The organism is Phenylobacterium sp. GW821-FHT12F10 (genome assembly GCF_058806695.1).
Genome location: NZ_JBXAPY010000001.1, coordinates 624003 through 639936, shown reverse-complemented (window position 1 = coordinate 639936; position 15934 = coordinate 624003). Strand labels below are relative to the sequence as shown.

Below are 15934 nucleotides of genomic sequence, written 5' to 3'. Positions count from 1 at the left end.
TCAAGGGCTTAGCCGGGTCGGCCTGGAAAGTTACTTATAATTCATGCGATTAGGGCCCCAAAAGCGCCGCCTTACAGGGTTTTAACTAGGTTCCGGGCGGCCCTGCGCACACATCCTGCGGCGGTTGGAGGGACCCGATGTCACTGGCCTTGGCCACGCTCGTCTACGAATGGCGCCGGTACCTGGCGGCCGTGATCGCGCTGGCCTTTTCGGGCCTGCTGATCCTGGCCCAGGTGGGGATGTTCACCGGCATCGTGAAGGGCGCCACGGCGACCATCGACCGCTCGCGGGCCGACATCATGATCCTGCCGGCCAAGTCCGAGAGCCTGATCAATTCCGGCCCCTCGGGCCTGCCCCGCCGCATCCAGCCGCAGATCTACATGAACCCCGAGGTGGTGGAGGTGGCCAGCTTCGACGGCGACGGCGCGCGCTGGAACAACCGGCCCACCGACGGCAAGAAGGCCATCACCACCTATGTCCAGGTCAATATGGTCGACACCCGCCAGGGCGCGGTGACCCTGCCCGTGGACTATCCCGAGAGCGTGCGCCTGGCCCTGCAGGAACCCTACGCCGTGGCCATCGACCGCACGGCCCTCGCCCGCCTGGGGGTCAAGCCCGGGGACGGGGCGGCCATCAACGGCAAGTCGGTCAAGGTGCGCGCCGTCCTGGACGGCTATCCCGACATCAACCAGCCCTCGGTGGTGATCTCCCGCGACACCATGCGGCTGCTGGGCATGGGGGAGAAGAGCGACAAGACCGGGCCGCTGATGGTGCAGATCGCCGACTCCAGCCGCGCCGACGCGGTGCGCGACGCCCTCAACGCCAACGCCCGGGGCGCCTATCGCGCCTGGACCCGGGCCGAGCTTTCCAAGGCCAACGAGGGCGCCCTGATGAAGGAGCAGATCATCGGGGTGATGCTGGGCTTCTCGGTGTTCCTGGGCTTCCTGATCGGGGTGGGGATCACCTCCCAGACCCTGCGCGGGGCGATCCTCGCCAATATCAAGGAGTTCGCCAGCCTGCGCGCGCTCGGGGTCTCCATGGGCTCCCTGCGCCTGATCGTCATCGAGCTGTCCTTCTGGGTCGGGATCGTGGGCCTGGGGGCCACGGCCCTGCTGACCTTCCTGATCTCCCTGCTGGCCAGGAGCGGCGGCCTGCCCATGGGCTTCCCCCTGCCCTGGGTGATCGGGGTCGCCATCCTGCTGCTGGTCATCTCCCTGGCCTCGGGCCTGATGGCGCTGGGCATCCTGAAGAAGAGCCAACCTGCGGACCTGCTGCGATGAGCCTCTCCTCCGGCGCCCTCGGCGCGCACGCCCTGGTGGCCAAGGGCCTGACCAAGCGGTTCAAGACCGGCCGCACCCATATCGAGGTGCTGAAGTCCGTCGACTTCGACGCCCTGCACGGGGACGTGACCATGGTCATGGGCCCCTCGGGCTCGGGCAAGTCGACCCTGGTGGCGACGCTCTCGGGCCTGCTGAAGCCCGACGGTGGCGGGGTGAGCGCCATGGGCGAGGACCTGTGGAAGCTGCGCCCGGGCCAGATCGACAAGTTCCGCCTGGACCACTGCGGCTTCATCTTCCAGGGCTTCAACCTGTTCGGGGCCCTGACCGCCCTGCAGCAGGTGGCCATCATCCTGAAGTACAAGGGCTTCAGTCCCGCCGAGGCTCGGGCCCGCGCCGAGATCGCGCTCTCCGAAGTGGGCCTGGCCAACCGCATGCACCAGCGCCCCGCGGAGCTGTCGGGCGGCGAGAAGCAGCGGGTGGCCATCGCCCGCGCGCTCGCCAAGGAGCCGCACCTGCTGTTCGCCGACGAGCCCACCAGCGCGCTGGACGGCGAGAACGGCCAGGTGGTCATCCAGCTGCTGCAACGGGCCGCCAAGAGCCATGGGGCGGCGGTGATCTGCGTCACCCACGACCCGCGGCTCGAGGCCTATGCCGACCGCATCATCCACATCGAAGACGGGACCATCCTGGACGACCGGCGCACGACGCCGGCCCCGACCCGGACCCCTGAGCTCATCGGAGCCTGAAGACCATGTTCGCTTTCCTCCGCCGCCACGTTGTCTGGCTCGTCGTCCTGGTCATCGCCCTCGCCGCGGGCGGGGGGCTGATGATGAGCGGCAAGGCCAAGGCCCAGAAGGCCCAGGCCGCCAAGGTGGCCGCAGCCAAGGCGCCCAAGAGCCCCTATGTGGCCATCGCCAACGGCAAGGCCGATGTCGAGGGCGGCATGATCCAGGTGGCCGCGCGGCGCGCCGGCATCGTGCGCGAGGTGCTGGTCAAGGAGGGCGACCGGGTCGCCAAGGGCCAGGTCCTGGCCCGCCAGGAGGACGACGAGCCGCGCCTGGCCGCCGCCGAGGCCGCCGCCGCCGTGCGCCAGGCCCGCGCCCAGCTGGCGATGACGCAGGTCCAGCTCACCACCGCCCGGCGCGAGCGCGCCCGGCTGCAGGGTCTGGTGGCGACGAACTTCGTGGCCGGCCAGCGGCTCGACCAGGCCCAGGACAAGATCCGCGAAGCCGAGGCGACCCTGGAGGCCCAGCGCGCCGCCATCGCCACCGCCGAGGCCAACCTGGCCCAGGCCCGCTACAACCAGGAACTGGCCATCGTCCGCGCGCCGGCCGACGGCCGCATCGCCCGGCGCTACGCCAATCCCGGCGCCGGCGCCTCGACCCTGAACGTCTCGACCATGTTCGACCTGGAGCCGGAGGCCCCGCACATCGTCCGCGCCGAGATCGCCGAGGGCGCCCTGCCCTTCGTGCGTATCGGCCAGACCGTGCAGATCGCCCCGGAGAGCGACCCCTCCAAGGTCTATCGCGGCACGGTGCTGCGCCAGGCCGCGGTGTTCGGCGCCCGCAAGCTGGTCTCCGACGACCCCAGCGAGCGCACCGACGACCGGGTCGTCGAGGTGGTGGTCAGCGCCGACGGCGCGCCCTTCCTGATCGGGCAGCGGGTGCTGGTGAAGTTCCTGCGCGGGACGGAGATGGCGGCGCGGTAGGGGCGGAGATTGGCATATGCCTCAGCCTATGCTAGTCTATTTTTATGACCGCGCACCGTTACGTCAAGCTGTTCAAGAACGGCCGCAACCAGGCCGTCCGCATCCCGCGAGAGTTCGAACTGCCGGGGGAGGACGCGATCATGCACCGGGAAGGCGACCGGTTGATCCTCGAGGCCGCCCCGGCCAAGTCGCTGCTGGCCGTCCTGGCCGGGCTGTCGCCGATCGACGAGGACTTCCCTGAGATCGAGGATCGCGTTCCGGACCCTGTCGATCTGTGATGCGCCACCTGCTGGACACCAACATCGTCTCCGATCTGGTGCGCAATCCGCAGGGTCAAATCGCCGCGCGGATCGCCCAGGTGGGCGAGGGCGCGGTCTGCACCAGCATCATCGTCGCCGCCGAGCTGCGGTTCGGCGCCGCCAAGAAGGGCTCCCCGCGGCTGACCGCCCAACTCGAGTTGGTGCTGGCCGCGCTGGAGGTCCTGCCCTTCGAGGCGCCGGCCGACGCGGCCTATGGGGATCTTCGCGCCCGGCTCGAGGCGGCGGGCACGCCGATAGGCGGCAACGACATGCTGATCGCCGCCCATGCGATCTCGTCCGGCTGTTCGGTCGTCACCGACAACGAGCGTGAGTTCGGGCGCGTCGATGGGCTGACCGTCGTGAACTGGCTTCGATAGGCCCTCGACGGCCGGACCCGATCGCCCGCCCTCCCCCTAGAACCGCTGCGCGCCGTCCAGGCGGATGGTGGCGCCGTTGAGGAAGTCGTTCTCGCAGATGTGGGCGGCCAGCTGGGCGTATTCGTCGGGATCGCCCATGCGGTGGGGGTTGGGGACCATGGGCCCCCACTTGGCCTGGGCCTCCTCGTCGGTCATGCGGGCGGAATAGGCCAGGGTCAGGAAGGTGCCGGGCGCGATGGCCATGGCGCGGATCCCGATCGGGGCCAGGTCGCGGGCGATGGTCAGGGTCATGCCGATGATGCCGCCCTTGGCCGCCGAATAGGCCGCCTGGCCGGGCTGGCCTTCGTAGCCGGCGATGGAGGCGGTGTTGATCACCACGCCGCGCTGGTTGGAGGCGAGCGGCTCGTTCTTCGCCATGGCCTCGGCCGCCTGGCTGGTGACTGCGAAGGCGCTGTTGAGATAGACCCCGACCGTGTGGGCGAAGTGGGCCAGCGGGATGCGCTTGCCCTCGCGATTGACCGTGCGGGCCGCGCCCGTGGCGCCGGGCGCCGGAGGCCCGCCATGCACCACCACGGCGGCGCGCAGGGGACCGAGGTCCACGGCGGCCTGGACGGCCCGGGCGATGGACTCCTCGTCCATGATGTCGGTGCGGACATAGACCGAGCCGTTGCCGAGCTCCTTGGCGAGGGCCTCGCCGCGGGCGTCGGCCACGTCGGCGATCACCACCTTCATGCCCCGCTGGGCGAGGCGGCGCGCCGTGGCGCTGCCGAAGCCGCCGGCGCCGCCGGTGACCAGGGCCGAGGCGTTGGTGAGATCCATGGTGTCTTTCCCTGTCTTTGCTTTTGCGCCGGCAACTTCGCCGGGCGACGGAGGGGAAGTCTAGCCAAGACCCGAGGGCCCCGCGCCGATCTGCGCGGGGTTCGACGCCGCGTCGACCGTCGGGGGTCTATTCGGTGGTCTTCCCGTCGAAGTGCTCCTCGGTGGCTTCCGCCTCCGCCTTCGTGGCCCGCACGATCCCGTCCTTATGATCGGGGGGGCCATAGATGGTGTAGAGCTTGAGGGACTTGTCGCCGGTGTTGATGACGTTGTGCTTGGCGCCGGCGGGCACGATGATCGCGTCGTCGCCCTTGATCTTGGTGCGCACGCCGTCGATCCAGACCTCGCCCTTGCCCTTTTCGACCCGGAAGAACTGGTCGTGGTCCGGGTGGACCTCCTCGCCGATGTCTTCGCCCGGCCTCAGCGCCATCAGCACCAGCTGCAGGTGCTTGCCGGTATAGAGCACGCGGCGGAAGTCCTTGTTGTCCTCCGTCAGTTCCTCGATGTCTGCGACAAAGCCCTTCATCGGCGTTCCCTTTCCTGGCGCGGCGACGCCGTCCGCGTCCTGGAGGATCCAGGACGCACGGGATCATTGGCGGCTCCGGTGGCCGGGCGAAATGACGCCGGTCAAACCGGGCGCGCCGGGGCTCAACGTTTCGCCTGCTGCTTGGCGAGCTGCTTTTCGAAGTCGGCCTGCTGGGCGTCGATCAGGGCGAGATAGCCGGCGCGGTCGATGAAGGGGTTGGGGCCGGGCTTGCCCAGGCGGGCCTGCTTGGCCGGGGCGTCGAAGAACTCCGGGTGCGGGGCCAGGAAGACGTCGCCGGGCAGGGACCGGGCGATGGCGAAGGTGTGGCGGTAGTCGGCGACGATGCCGGGATACTGCTCGGGAACCAGACGGTTGGCCGCGACGCTGGCGCTGCAGAAATAGAGCGCGGTGTGGTGGCTCCCGTCGCTGTCGATGACCGGCCAGGACCAGCTGGTGCAGCCCTTGGTATGGCCTGGCGTCAGGTGGGCGGTGAGCTTCAGCCCGCCCAGCTCGATGCTCTCGCCGTCCTTGACCGCGCGGTCGAGCTTCACCGGCGGGAAGTCGAAGCTCCTGGTGCTCTCGGAGCCCGGATAGACCCCCTTCTCCAGGGCGTAACGCTCCCCCTCGGTGGAGATCAGTTGGGCCCCGGTGTCGGCCTTCAGCCTGGCCAGGCCGCCGGCGTGGTCGAAGTGAGCGTGGCTGGTGAGCAGCAGCTTGATGTCGCTGAGCTTCACCCCCAGGGCCAGGATGTTCTTCTCCACCAGGGCGGCGTTCTGCGGCAGGCCGACATCGATGAGCACGGCGCCCTTCGGTGTCTTGATCAGCAGGGCGCTGAGGCCCGCCGTGCCCACCTGGTAGGTGTCGCCGATGATCCGGTAGGGGGCGGCGGGCTGGGCCCAGGCGGCGCTCTGGGCCAGGGCGGGGGCGGCGGCCAGGCTCAGGGCGGCGGCCAGCAGGATCGTCTTCATCAGGGGCTTTCCGGCGAGGGGGAGGTGGGTGAAGTCTGGCCGCGCGGCGGGCGTCTGTCGACGTCCCGGCGGTCAATTTCCAGTGGATCAGGCCGCCCGGGCGGTCGAGTATCCGGGCGAAGTCACAGTCGGGGGGGGGCGAGATGGCGGCGATGGTCTACGGCACGGTGGGGTCCAACCAGCTGGAGGCGGCCAAGGCCTTCTATGACGTCCTCATGGACCTGGCGGGACTCCCGCCCCTGTTCGAACATCCCTCCGGCGGCCGGGTCTATGGCAAGGACGGAGTCCCCAACTTCGCGGTCCTGGGCCCCTTCGACGGCGGGCCGGCCACGGTGGGCAACGGGTCGATGTTCGCCTTCCAGTTCCCGACCCGCGAGGCGGTGACCGCCTTTCACGCCACGGCCCTGGCGCTGGGCGGAACCGACGAGGGGGCGCCCGGGGTGCGGGGCCCCGACTGGTGGTTCTGCTACTTCCGCGACCTGGACGGCAACAAGCTCTGCGCCTTCTGCATGACCTAGTGGCGGGCGGCGGGCGGCGAGAGGCGGGCGACGTCCTCGGCCGTCACCGGCTCGGGATAGGCGTTGCCGAAATTGGTGCGGACATAGGTGATCACGGCGGCGGTCTGGGCCGGGCTCAGCAGGTCGCTGAACCAGGGCATGGCGCCGCGGCCCTTGGTGACCATGACGATGGGATAGGCGGCGACCTTGAGCTTGGGATTGCTGGCCAGGGACGGGAAGGTCCCCGCGCCCACGGCGCCCTTGCCGTCGGCCATGTGACAGGTCTGGCAGACCATCTGGTAGACCTGCTGGCCGGTGACGGGGACAGGCGGCTTGGAGCCGCCGGGGCCGGGCTCGTCGGCCAGGGCCGGGGCGGCGAGGACAAGGGCGGCGGCGGCCGCGGCGAGGGCGAGCTTGGACGTCATGGTCAGGCCTCCAGGGCGCGCTTGTGCAGGCGGGTGATGGCGTCGATGGAGGAGAGCAGCGCCCCCTCCATCCAGCAGCCGACGTAAGACGCGTGCTCGCCGGCCAGGACCACGCGGCCGTCCATGGCCACCAGGTCCTGGTAGTGGGCCGCCCGGGTTTCCTCGGTCCAGCGGGCGCAGCAGCCGAGGATCCAGGGGACGCGGTTCCAGGCCACCGAGGCGCCGTTGGAAAACTCCTTGCGGTAGCTTTCCGGGTGGAAGACGGACCCTTGCGCCAGGGCCGCCTCGATCCGCTGCTCCGGGGGCATGCCGGCCAGGTGATAGCCGCCCATGCCGCTGGCGAAGGCGCCCAGCAGGACGGCGGGGCCGTCCTTGAGGAAGTTGTTGTTGGGGTAGGAGACCAGGCTGATCTCCTGGTTGGTGAATGAGTGGCCGCCATAGATGGAGGCGTCCTCCTCCCAGAAGCGGCGCTTCATCTCCAGGCCGATCTTCACCGAGTTGGAATAGGGCACGGCGGCGATGGCGGCGTTCATCTTCGCCGACATGTTGTTCTCGATCTGGCTGAGCACCGTCAGCGGAATGGTGCAGACGCACCAGTCGGCCTTGGCCTCGGTCACCACCCCCGTGCCGGTGTCGGCATAGGTGACGGTGACGCCCTTCTTGCCCTGGTCGATCTTGGAGACCTTGGCGTTGTAGGTGATCAGGGGCTGGACCTCCTTGGCGAAGGCCTTGCCGATCATGCCCATGCCGCCCACCGGCTGGAACATGGTGGTCTGGAACTCGTCGTTCATGAAGAACGCCATGTTGCGCCAGATCCTGGAGTCCAGGACGTCCTTCAGGGCGAAGACGTCGGAGGGGGTCGGCGCGCCGTTCACCCCGCCGCCGGGCGGGCGGTCGAAGCCGCGGTGCTCCGAGGAGCGCAGGTTCTTGGCGTACCTCATGTCGCCGTCCAGCATGCCCCACTCGCGCAGGGCTTCCTTCAGGCGGTCGCGGTCCTCGGCCGTGACGCTGGCGTCGAGGCTCTTCTGGTCGATGGCCTTGCCCAGCAGCTCGGCCACGTTGCCCTCGAAGTCGGCGGCCAGCGCCTTGAAGCGCTGCGGCTTGCCGCCGAAGGCGTCGGTGTTGTGGACATAGGCGTTGTGGTTGAACTGGATGAAGGGCTGCAGCTCGACATTGAAGGCCTTGCAGTAGTGCAGCAGGGTCCGGTGATGGTGCGGGATGCGCCAGGGACCGGGGTTCAGATAGTTGCCCTCGGCGAACCCCACCTTCTGGGTCGCCCCGCCCATCTCGGTGACGGTGTCGCCGCCGTAGAGGGACCAGTTCCGGCCCCCCGCGCGGTCCTGGTACTCCAGCACCTTGACCTTGTAGCCGGCCTTGGTGAGCTCATAGGCCGCCAGCATGCCGGCCAGGCCGGCCCCCAGGACGATGACCGAGGCGCCCTTCTTGGCGCCCGACAGGTTGGGCGGGCCCTTGAACTGGGTCTCGGCGGCGTACCCCAGGGTGGTCATCATGTTGTACATGAGGGCCGAGCCCCCCAGCATGCCGATGGTGGACAGCAGCTGCCGCCGCGTCGTCCTCTGACCCGTCTGTTCCATGTGGGCGCCCTCCCCTGATCTCGACCGAGCCTGTGGGTACGAACCCGGCCGCGCCGGCGCCAACCGACAGTGCGGGGGCGCGCGGCTTTTGAGCGGGCTGCCTGCGCTTTGACGGATGCGGCGCGAAAGTGGCCAGGGATCGGGCAGTTGGGCGGGACGGGCCTATTCGAACCGGCCGGCGAGCTGCTCCAGGGAGATCCGGGCGCCCTCGTCATTGTCCCGCGGCCTCAGGCCGGGGGGCAGGTTCGTGAACAGCAGGGTGACGCAGGTCCCGCCGGCGGCGGCCTCGAAGGTGATGGTGTGGGTCATCTCCCCCTGAAGGGCGGGGTCGTCGGTGACGAAGGTGACGGCCTCGACGATGCGGCGCGGGGGCTGGAGCTCCAGGAACCGCACCCGCACCCGGTCCTCCCGCTCGGTGGTCTTGCCGCGGAAGTCGTGCTCGGTCTCGGGATAGTCGAGAGACATCTCGTAGCCGCCGCCCACCCGAGCGTCGAAGGCGTGGATCCGGCCGCTCATCTCCGCCGGCGGCAGCCACTGGAGCAGGAGGTCGGGATCCATGAAGGCGGCGTAGAGGGCTTCGGGCGCGGCCTTGATGATCCGCGAGGTTCGGGTCGAGGCGGTCATGGGCGGAATCCTAGCCCGCCCGGCCGGGCCTGGCGACCGCTGGGCGCTTGACCTTGACCATCCCGCGCCGCACAAACCGCGCGAAATTCGAACCCTTGTTTGGAGAGACTTCCATGGCGGACATCCGCTTCGACGGCAAAGTCGCGATCGTCACCGGCGCCGGCGGCGGCCTGGGCAAGCAGCACGCGCTGGAGCTGGCGCGGCGCGGGGCCAAGGTGGTGGTGAACGACCTGGGCGGCTCGATGGACGGCTCGGGCGGATCCTCCGCCGCGGCCGACGCGGTGGTGGAAGAGATCAAGGCCATGGGCGGCGAAGCCCTGGCCAACGGCTCCTCGGTCACCGACGACGCCGGCGTCGCCCACATGGTCAAGCAGGCCATGGACGCCTGGGGCCGCATCGACGTCCTGATCGCCAACGCCGGCATCCTGCGCGACAAGTCCTTCGCCAAGATGACCATGGAAGACTTCGAGCTGGTGGTGAACGTCCACCTGATGGGCACGGTCAAGCCGACCAAGGCCGTCTGGGACATCATGCGCGAGCAGAACTACGGCCGCATCGTCGTGACCACCTCGTCCTCGGGCATGTACGGCAACTTCGGCCAGTCCAACTACGGCGCGGCCAAACTGGGCATCATCGGGTTCATGAACACGATCCGCCTGGAGGGCCAGAAGAACAACATCCACATCAACGCCATCAGCCCGGTCGCCGCCACGCGGATGACCGAGAACCTGATGCCCCCCGCCATCCTGGAAAAGCTGAAGCCGGAATACGTGACGCCGGGCGTGGTCTACCTGGCCTCGGAGGAAGCCCCCACCGGCGCGATCCTGACCGCCGGCGCCGGCGCCTTCGCGCTGACCCGCCTCTACGAGACCGAGGGCGTCTATCTCGGCGAGGGCGGCCTGTCGGTGGAGGAGGTCCGCGACAACTGGGCCAAGATCTCCGACCCGGCCGGCCAACAGGCCTATCTGAACGGCGGCGAGCAGAGCGGGAAGTTCTTCCGCAAGATGCAGGGCGGCTAGGGCACACGCCCACATCGCCAAATGGTGCAAAGGGCGGCTCCGCAAAGGGCCGCCCTTTCGATTCTGTAATGCCGATCGCGCTGAATCCGCTTGCTTCGCCGTGGGTGATCGCGCGTAACCTGACACCCTGACTCAGACCTCCCACAGAGAGGTGAGCCACCTTCGGAGGATGCGAGACTTTGACCCAAGCCCAGACGGCCGCCAGCTCCGGACGCCTATCTCTCGCAACCATTCTCGCCTTCGCCTGCACCAGCCTGCCGCTCTCGGCCCTGGCCATCGCCATCTCGGTCTACCTGCCGCGCTACTTCGCCAGCCACATCGGCGTGGAGCTGGCGGTGGTGGGCGCGGTCTTCGCCACGGTGCGGGCCATCGACATCCCCCTCGACCCGGCCCTGGGCATGCTCATGGACCGCACGCGGACCCGCTGGGGCCGCTATCGCGTGTGGACGGTGATCGGGGCGCCGATCCTGATGCTGGCCCTGCTGATGCTGTTCCAGGCCCCCGAGGGATCGGGAAAGCTCTACCTGATGGGCTGGCTGCTGATCATGTACCTGGGCACCTCGATCCTCTCGCTCTCGCACTCGGCCTGGGCCGCGACGCTGGCCACCAAGTACCATGAGCGCTCACGCATCTTCGGGGTGATGACCGCCGTCGGCGTGCTGGGCTCGGTCCTGGTCCTGGTCATCCCCATCGTGCTGGAGCAGCGGGGCATGACCGACGCCCAGGGCGTGCAGGCCATGGGCTGGTTCATCATCGGCCTGACCCCCATCGCCGTCGGCCTGGTGGTCTGGCGCACCCCCGAGCGCATCACGGTGGACGTGGGCGCCAAGCACTTCAATCTGAGCGACTACTGGGCCCTGATCTCGCGGCCCAACATGATCCGCATCCTGCTGGCCGACCTCTGCCTGTCCCTCGGCCCCGGCTGGATGGCGGCGCTCTACCTGTTCTATTTCAAGGACGCCCGGGGCTTCTCCACCGGCCAGGCCAACATCCTGCTGGCGGTCTACATCCTGGCCGGCTTCGCCGGCGCGCCGTCGGTGGGCTGGCTGGCCAACAAGATCAGCAAGCACCGGGCGGTGATGGTCACCACCACCGGCTATTCGATCATGCTGATGCTGGTGGGCATCCTGCCCCAGGGCGACCTGCTGTTCGCCACCCCGGCCATGTTCATGGCCGGCTTCCTGGCCGCCGGCTTCGGGGTCATGACCCGGGCGATCACCGCCGACATCGGCGACGAGGTGCGGCTGGACGGCGGCAAGGAGCGGATCGGCCTGATCTATGCCCTGACCGTCCTGACCGGCAAGGTGGCCGGCGCCTTCTCGATCTTCCTGACCTTCACCGTGCTGGCCCGGGTCGGCTACAACGCCAAGGAAGGCGCGCTCAACACGCCGACGGCGATCCACAATCTGGAGCTGGCCTATCTGATCGGCCCCATCGTCTTCGTGATGCTCGGGGGCGCCTGCTTCATCGGCTACAAGCTCGACGCCAAGAATCACGCCGAGGTGCGCCGCCAGCTCGACGAGCGCGACGCCCTCTATGACGAGGCCGCCATCATCGAAAGCGTCGCCGCCGAACCGGGCAACGTGGTGGCCGACAAGGGCTGACGACACCTTTTTCCTTCGCGCCGATTTTGGCGCAGACTGCATTTTTTTAAAGCCGGCGCCCTCAGCGCCACCCCATTTGGAGATCCTTCATGGCGGTTTCGCCCCCAAGCCAGCGGCTATCCCTGCCGATCGCCCTATCCTTCGCCTCGACGGCCCTGCCGATCGCGGCCATCGGCCTGGTGATGGGGGTCTATCTGCCCAAGTTCTTCGCCGGGCACCTGGGGCTCAGCATGGCCGCGGTGGGCGGCGCGATCATGATCGTGCGGCTGATCGACCTCGGCCTCGATCCCCTCTTGGGCATGGCGATGGACCGGACCAAGTCCCGCTGGGGCCGCTACCGCCCCTGGCTGGTGGTGGGCACGCCGCTGGTGATGGCGGCGGTCTACATGCTGTTCATGGCCGACAAGGGGGTCACCGAGGGCTACATCATTGGCTGGCTGCTGGTGCTGTATCTGGGGATTTCTATCGTCACCCTGGCCCAGGCGGCCTGGGGCGCGGCGCTCGCGACGGGCTACAATGATCGTAGCCGCGTCTACGGCGTGATCAGCGCCGTTGGCGTCGTCGGCGCCGTCCTGATCCTATTCGTGCAGGTCGGGGTGAAGACCGGCTTCGCCGACAGCGTCCACGCGATGGGCTGGTTCTGCATCGCCCTGCTGCCGATCACGGTGATCATCTGCAGCGTGTTCACGCCCGAGCGGGTCGCGCCCAAGGCGACGAGCCAGCATGCGAGCTTCGCCGACTATTGGAAGCTGATCATCCGGCCCGAGATGCTGCGGCTGATCTTCGCCGACTTCGTGATGGCGCTTGGTCCCGGCACCACGGCGGCCCTCTACCTGTTCTTCTTCCACGACGCCCGGGGCTACAGCGCGGCCCAGACCTCTTTCCTGCTGATGTTCTACATCGCCGCGGGCCTGGCCGGCGCCATCTTCTGGAGCTGGGTGGCGCAGAAGCTGGGCAAGCACCGCACGCTCATGCTGACCTCGGTCTGCTACGCCTTCGCCCAGTCGGCCCTGATGATCATCCCCAAGGCCACCATGGCGCTCGCCATCCCCGGCATGTTCGCCGTGGGGTTCGTCTCTTCCGCCTTCGTGCTGATCGTGCGCGCCATGGTCGCCGATGTCGCCGACGAGATCCGCCTGGAAACGGGTGAGGAGCGGGCCGGATTGCTCTACGCCCTGGTCACCACCACCCAGAAGATTGGCGGGGCCATCACGGTCGGCGTCAGCTTCTATGTTCTGGGACTGGTGGGCTACAATCCGAGCGAAGGCGCGGTGAACACGCCAGAAGCCATTCGCGGGCTGGAGCTCTGCTACGTGTTCGCGCCCGTCATCCTGGTGTTCTTCGGCGGGGCCGCCTTCATCGGCTGGAAGCTCGACGCCGCCCGCCACGGCGAAGTCCGCCGGCAGCTCGATCTTCGCGACGCCATGTCGGCAGAGGCCGGGCTGCTGCAGACCACCTCGGGGGTCGACCTGCCCGACGCCAGCCAGCCCTGAGTCGGGGGCCGGAGCCCCGCCGCCCCGACGGAAAGTGCTTGCGCGGCTGCTCCGGCCACGCTCTCCTGATTGGATAAGCGCCCCCAGAGGCGCACCAGTCATTTTGAGGAGACGCTCGTGGCTTCCATAACCGCCAATCCGGCGGCGGGCCGTTTATCGACACCCGTCATATTCGCCTTCGCCAGCGCCGGCATTCCCGGCGCCATGCTCGCCCTGATCCTGGGCACCTACCTGCCCCGCTTCTACGCCGGCCATATCGGCATCTCGCTGACCGCCGTGGCCGGGGCCGTCGCCCTGGTGCGGATCATCGACCTGGGCTTCGACCTGGTGATCGGCGGCGCCATGGACCGCACCCGCACGCGGTTCGGCCGCTACCGGGTCTGGTACGCGCTGGGCATGCCGATCCTGATCCTGTCGATCTACAAGATCCTCAATCCGCCGGCCGACGCCGGCGCCGGCTACCTGATCCTCTGGCTGCTGGTGACCTATACCGGCACCTCGATCACCGGCCTGTCGCACGCCGCCTGGGCCGCGGCGCTGGCCACCGGCTACAACGAGCGCTCGCGCGTCTACGGCTGGATGCAGGCGGTGGCGGTGATGGGGTCGGTGACCCTGCTGATGATGCCCCTGCTGACCCACGGGGCCATCAAGCCCGGCGAGGGCTCCAGCATGCAGGCCATCGGCTATCTGATCATCGGCCTGATGCCGTTCACGGCGGCGGCCAGCATCTTCTTCGCCCCGGAAAAGGTCTCGGCCGAGCGTCCCGAGCACGCCAAGCTCAAGGACTACATGTCGGTCTTCACCCAGCCCTCGATGGTGCGGCTGGTGATCGCCGACCTGTTCCTGGTGCTGGGTCCCGGCACCACCGGCCCGATCTACATCTTCTTCTTCCACGACGCGAAGGGCTTCCCCATCAGCCAGGTGAGCCTGCTGCTGATCCCCTATATCGGGGCGGGCCTGTTCGGCGCGCCGTTCTGGGCCCGCATCGCCCAGAAGCTCGGCAAGCACCGCACCCTGCAGGTGGCCTGCGTCTGCTACGCCGTGGCCCAGACCATCCTGATGGCCATCCCCAAGGGCCTGTTCATCCCCACCGCCGTGGGCATGTTCGCCGTCGGCTTCTGCGCCAGCGCCTTCGTCCTGCTGGTGCGCGCCATGGTGGCCGACGTCGGCGACGAGTTGAGGCTGAAGACCGGCAAGGAACAGACGGGCCTGCTCTACGCCCTGGTCACCATGACCCAGAAGTTCGGGTCCTCGATCACCGTGGCCATCGTGTTCCCGGTGTTGGCCTTCGTCGGCTACAACGCCAAGGACGGCGCCATCAACACCGAGGCGGCGATCCGCGGCCTGGAGACCTGCTACCTCTTCGCTCCCATCGCCCTGGTGCTGGTCGGCGGCGCCTGCTTCTTCGGCTACAAGCTGGACCGCGACCGGCACGCCGACATCCGCCGGCAGCTGGACGAGCAGGAGGCGGGCTTCACCGAGGCCGTCGAGGACGAACCCCTGGTGGGAGTGAGCTCCGGGCCCTCGCCGATTTCGCCCACCCGGTAAGGCTTAAAGCAGCGCCTTGGCGATCTGGTTGAAGACATTGGCCGCCGGGCTCTGGGGCGCGGCGGCCGTCACCGGCCGGCCGTCGTCGCAGGCCTGGCGCAGGGCCTGATCCAGCGGGATCTCGCCCAGCAGGGGCAGGCCGAGCTTGGCCGCCTCGGCCTTGCCGCCGCCCTCGCCGAAGATCGGGATGCGGGCGCCGGTGGCCGGGTCGGGGAAGTAGGACATGTTCTCCACGAACCCCAGGATCGGGGTGGCGGTCTTCTGGAACATGGCCACGGCCCGGCGGGCGTCGATCAGGGCGATCTCCTGCGGCGTGGACACGATCACCACCCCGTCCAGCTTGATCTTCTGAACCAGGGTCAGCTGGATGTCGCCGGTGCCCGGCGGCATGTCGACCACCAGGATGTCGAGGGGCTCGGCCTCGGTGCCCCAGGCCACGTCGTTGGCCATCTGGCGCACGGCCGAGGAGGCCATGGGCCCGCGCCAGATCATCGGGGCGGCCTCGTCCACCAGGAAGCCGATGGACATCACCTTCATCCCCCAGGCCTCCAGCGGGATCAGCTTCTTGTCGGGGCCGAAGCCCGGGTCGCCGTCGATCCCCAGCATGCGCGGGGCCGAGGGCCCATAGATGTCGGCGTCCAGCAGGCCGACCCTCAGGCCCATGGCGGCGAAGGCGGCGGCCAGGTTCACCGAGATGGTGGACTTGCCCACCCCGCCCTTGCCGCTGGCCACGGCGATGACGCGGCGGACGTGGTCGGGCCGGGCGGCGTCCACCGGCGGCTTGGGGGCGGCGGCGGGATCCTGGGTCACGCGGGCGCCCTTGACCACGCGGGTGACGCCGGGCGCCGGCGGCGGCGGGGCGTCGGCCTGCACCGTCAGCAGCACCTGGGCCTGGGCGACACCGTCGACCCGAGCCAGCGCCCGCTCGGCCTCGGCGCGAGTGGGTTCGTAGAGCGGGATGTCGGTGGCGGCCACCTCCAGCACGAAGCCGGCGCGGCCGGGCGCCAGGTTGAGGCCGTGCACCAGGCGGGCGGAGACCAACCCCTTGCCGGTCTTGGGGTCGAGCACCTGGTCGAGGGCGGCCAGGATCAGGGCGCGTTCGGGGGCGGTCGGACTATCCATGACGCCTGTGTGTCTTGCTTTGCGGGCTCGCGC

17 protein-coding genes are annotated in these 15934 nt (G+C 68.9%); 10 read left to right on the top strand and 7 right to left on the bottom strand.

The features are described from left to right. Positions 1-137 precede the first annotated feature (137 nt). From AC1RN5_RS03170 to AC1RN5_RS03150, 5 genes are read left to right on the top strand one after another with little or no spacing between them, the layout of a single operon-like run. On the top strand, positions 138-1280 hold the full coding sequence (locus AC1RN5_RS03170) for an ABC transporter permease (protein ID WP_493039810.1): 1143 nt from the start codon (positions 138-140) through the stop codon (positions 1278-1280). Continuing rightward, a complete protein-coding gene (locus AC1RN5_RS03165; RefSeq protein ID WP_493039809.1) occupies positions 1277-2026 on the top strand; it encodes an ABC transporter ATP-binding protein in 750 nt (249 codons plus the stop codon). Before AC1RN5_RS03170 ends, AC1RN5_RS03165 begins: the two co-directional genes overlap by 4 nt. 5 nt (positions 2027-2031) lie before the next feature. After that, positions 2032-2988 (top strand): HlyD family secretion protein, encoded by a 957-nt coding sequence (locus tag AC1RN5_RS03160; RefSeq protein ID WP_493039808.1) that lies wholly within the window; start codon positions 2032-2034, stop codon positions 2986-2988. Between the two features lie 44 nt (positions 2989-3032). Further along, the gene (locus tag AC1RN5_RS03155; RefSeq protein ID WP_493039807.1) at positions 3033-3266 is read left to right on the top strand and encodes an antitoxin; all 234 of its coding nucleotides are present in this window, start codon (positions 3033-3035) and stop codon (positions 3264-3266) included. After that, entirely contained in the window at positions 3266-3664 is a 399-nt protein-coding gene (locus AC1RN5_RS03150; protein WP_493039806.1) for a type II toxin-antitoxin system VapC family toxin, read from the top strand. The genes AC1RN5_RS03155 and AC1RN5_RS03150 overlap by 1 nt, the downstream gene beginning before the upstream one ends. 36 nt (positions 3665-3700) lie before the next feature. Here AC1RN5_RS03150 and AC1RN5_RS03145 read toward each other — a convergent pair whose 3' ends face one another. The 3 genes from AC1RN5_RS03145 to bla form a co-directional block, all read right to left on the bottom strand. Further along, positions 3701-4483 (bottom strand): SDR family NAD(P)-dependent oxidoreductase, encoded by a 783-nt coding sequence (locus tag AC1RN5_RS03145; protein WP_493039805.1) that lies wholly within the window; start codon positions 4481-4483, stop codon positions 3701-3703. 127 nt (positions 4484-4610) lie between these two features. Further along, the gene (locus AC1RN5_RS03140) at positions 4611-5006 is read right to left on the bottom strand and encodes a cupin domain-containing protein (protein ID WP_493039804.1); all 396 of its coding nucleotides are present in this window, start codon (positions 5004-5006) and stop codon (positions 4611-4613) included. Between the two features lie 122 nt (positions 5007-5128). Continuing rightward, positions 5129-5974, bottom strand: coding sequence for a subclass B3 metallo-beta-lactamase (gene bla / locus AC1RN5_RS03135; RefSeq protein ID WP_493039803.1), 846 nt, complete (start codon positions 5972-5974; stop codon positions 5129-5131). Between the two features lie 143 nt (positions 5975-6117). Between bla and AC1RN5_RS03130 the strand changes: the two genes are divergently transcribed. Then, positions 6118-6492: a VOC family protein gene (locus AC1RN5_RS03130; RefSeq protein ID WP_493039802.1), complete on the top strand. Its 375-nt coding sequence runs from the start codon at positions 6118-6120 to the stop codon at positions 6490-6492. On the opposite strand, the gene AC1RN5_RS03125 is transcribed toward AC1RN5_RS03130, so the two are convergent. The 3 genes from AC1RN5_RS03125 to AC1RN5_RS03115 all read right to left on the bottom strand — a co-directional run bounded on the left by AC1RN5_RS03125 (position 6489) and on the right by AC1RN5_RS03115 (position 9115). Beyond that, positions 6489-6896 (bottom strand): c-type cytochrome, encoded by a 408-nt coding sequence (locus tag AC1RN5_RS03125; protein WP_493039801.1) that lies wholly within the window; start codon positions 6894-6896, stop codon positions 6489-6491. The genes AC1RN5_RS03130 and AC1RN5_RS03125 overlap by 4 nt on opposite strands. A gap of 2 nt (positions 6897-6898) precedes the next feature. Continuing rightward, the gene (locus AC1RN5_RS03120) at positions 6899-8491 is read right to left on the bottom strand and encodes a flavin monoamine oxidase family protein (RefSeq protein ID WP_493039800.1); all 1593 of its coding nucleotides are present in this window, start codon (positions 8489-8491) and stop codon (positions 6899-6901) included. Positions 8492-8653: 162 nt separating this feature from the next. Next, positions 8654-9115, bottom strand: a complete 462-nt coding sequence (locus tag AC1RN5_RS03115; RefSeq protein WP_493039799.1) for an SRPBCC domain-containing protein — start codon at positions 9113-9115, stop codon at positions 8654-8656. A 113-nt stretch (positions 9116-9228) separates the two neighbouring features. Here AC1RN5_RS03115 and AC1RN5_RS03110 point away from each other — a divergent pair, with 113 nt between their 5' ends. The 4 genes from AC1RN5_RS03110 to AC1RN5_RS03095 all read left to right on the top strand — a co-directional run bounded on the left by AC1RN5_RS03110 (position 9229) and on the right by AC1RN5_RS03095 (position 14779). Further along, a complete protein-coding gene (locus tag AC1RN5_RS03110; RefSeq protein ID WP_421932649.1) occupies positions 9229-10134 on the top strand; it encodes an SDR family oxidoreductase in 906 nt (301 codons plus the stop codon). A 179-nt stretch (positions 10135-10313) separates the two neighbouring features. Continuing rightward, on the top strand, positions 10314-11738 hold the full coding sequence (locus AC1RN5_RS03105; RefSeq protein WP_493039798.1) for an MFS transporter: 1425 nt from the start codon (positions 10314-10316) through the stop codon (positions 11736-11738). Between the two features lie 89 nt (positions 11739-11827). Continuing rightward, on the top strand, positions 11828-13231 hold the full coding sequence (locus AC1RN5_RS03100; protein WP_493039797.1) for an MFS transporter: 1404 nt from the start codon (positions 11828-11830) through the stop codon (positions 13229-13231). A 117-nt stretch (positions 13232-13348) separates the two neighbouring features. Beyond that, entirely contained in the window at positions 13349-14779 is a 1431-nt protein-coding gene (locus AC1RN5_RS03095) for an MFS transporter (protein ID WP_493039796.1), read from the top strand. Positions 14780-14782: 3 nt separating this feature from the next. On the opposite strand, the gene AC1RN5_RS03090 is transcribed toward AC1RN5_RS03095, so the two are convergent. Further along, the gene (locus tag AC1RN5_RS03090) at positions 14783-15901 is read right to left on the bottom strand and encodes an Mrp/NBP35 family ATP-binding protein (protein ID WP_493039795.1); all 1119 of its coding nucleotides are present in this window, start codon (positions 15899-15901) and stop codon (positions 14783-14785) included. Between the last annotated feature and the right edge of the window lie 33 nt (positions 15902-15934).

Excerpts from the sequence above, each read along its gene's own strand:
- AC1RN5_RS03090 (WP_493039795.1), bottom strand. The coding sequence starts at position 15,901 with ATGGATAGTCCGACCGCCCCCGAACGCGCCCTGATCCTGGCCGCCCTC.
- AC1RN5_RS03160 (WP_493039808.1), top strand. The coding sequence starts at position 2,032 with ATGTTCGCTTTCCTCCGCCGCCACGTTGTCTGGCTCGTCGTCCTGGTC.
- AC1RN5_RS03120 (WP_493039800.1), bottom strand. The coding sequence starts at position 8,491 with ATGGAACAGACGGGTCAGAGGACGACGCGGCGGCAGCTGCTGTCCACC.
- AC1RN5_RS03125 (WP_493039801.1), bottom strand. The coding sequence starts at position 6,896 with ATGACGTCCAAGCTCGCCCTCGCCGCGGCCGCCGCCGCCCTTGTCCTC.
- AC1RN5_RS03145 (WP_493039805.1), bottom strand. The coding sequence starts at position 4,483 with ATGGATCTCACCAACGCCTCGGCCCTGGTCACCGGCGGCGCCGGCGGC.
- AC1RN5_RS03165 (WP_493039809.1), top strand. The coding sequence starts at position 1,277 with ATGAGCCTCTCCTCCGGCGCCCTCGGCGCGCACGCCCTGGTGGCCAAG.
- AC1RN5_RS03150 (WP_493039806.1), top strand. The coding sequence starts at position 3,266 with ATGCGCCACCTGCTGGACACCAACATCGTCTCCGATCTGGTGCGCAAT.
- AC1RN5_RS03130 (WP_493039802.1), top strand. The coding sequence starts at position 6,118 with ATGGCGGCGATGGTCTACGGCACGGTGGGGTCCAACCAGCTGGAGGCG.
- AC1RN5_RS03110 (WP_421932649.1), top strand. The coding sequence starts at position 9,229 with ATGGCGGACATCCGCTTCGACGGCAAAGTCGCGATCGTCACCGGCGCC.
- AC1RN5_RS03155 (WP_493039807.1), top strand. The coding sequence starts at position 3,033 with ATGACCGCGCACCGTTACGTCAAGCTGTTCAAGAACGGCCGCAACCAG.
- AC1RN5_RS03140 (WP_493039804.1), bottom strand. The coding sequence starts at position 5,006 with ATGAAGGGCTTTGTCGCAGACATCGAGGAACTGACGGAGGACAACAAG.
- AC1RN5_RS03115 (WP_493039799.1), bottom strand. The coding sequence starts at position 9,115 with ATGACCGCCTCGACCCGAACCTCGCGGATCATCAAGGCCGCGCCCGAA.
- AC1RN5_RS03170 (WP_493039810.1), top strand. The coding sequence starts at position 138 with ATGTCACTGGCCTTGGCCACGCTCGTCTACGAATGGCGCCGGTACCTG.
- bla (WP_493039803.1), bottom strand. The coding sequence starts at position 5,974 with ATGAAGACGATCCTGCTGGCCGCCGCCCTGAGCCTGGCCGCCGCCCCC.
- AC1RN5_RS03100 (WP_493039797.1), top strand. The coding sequence starts at position 11,828 with ATGGCGGTTTCGCCCCCAAGCCAGCGGCTATCCCTGCCGATCGCCCTA.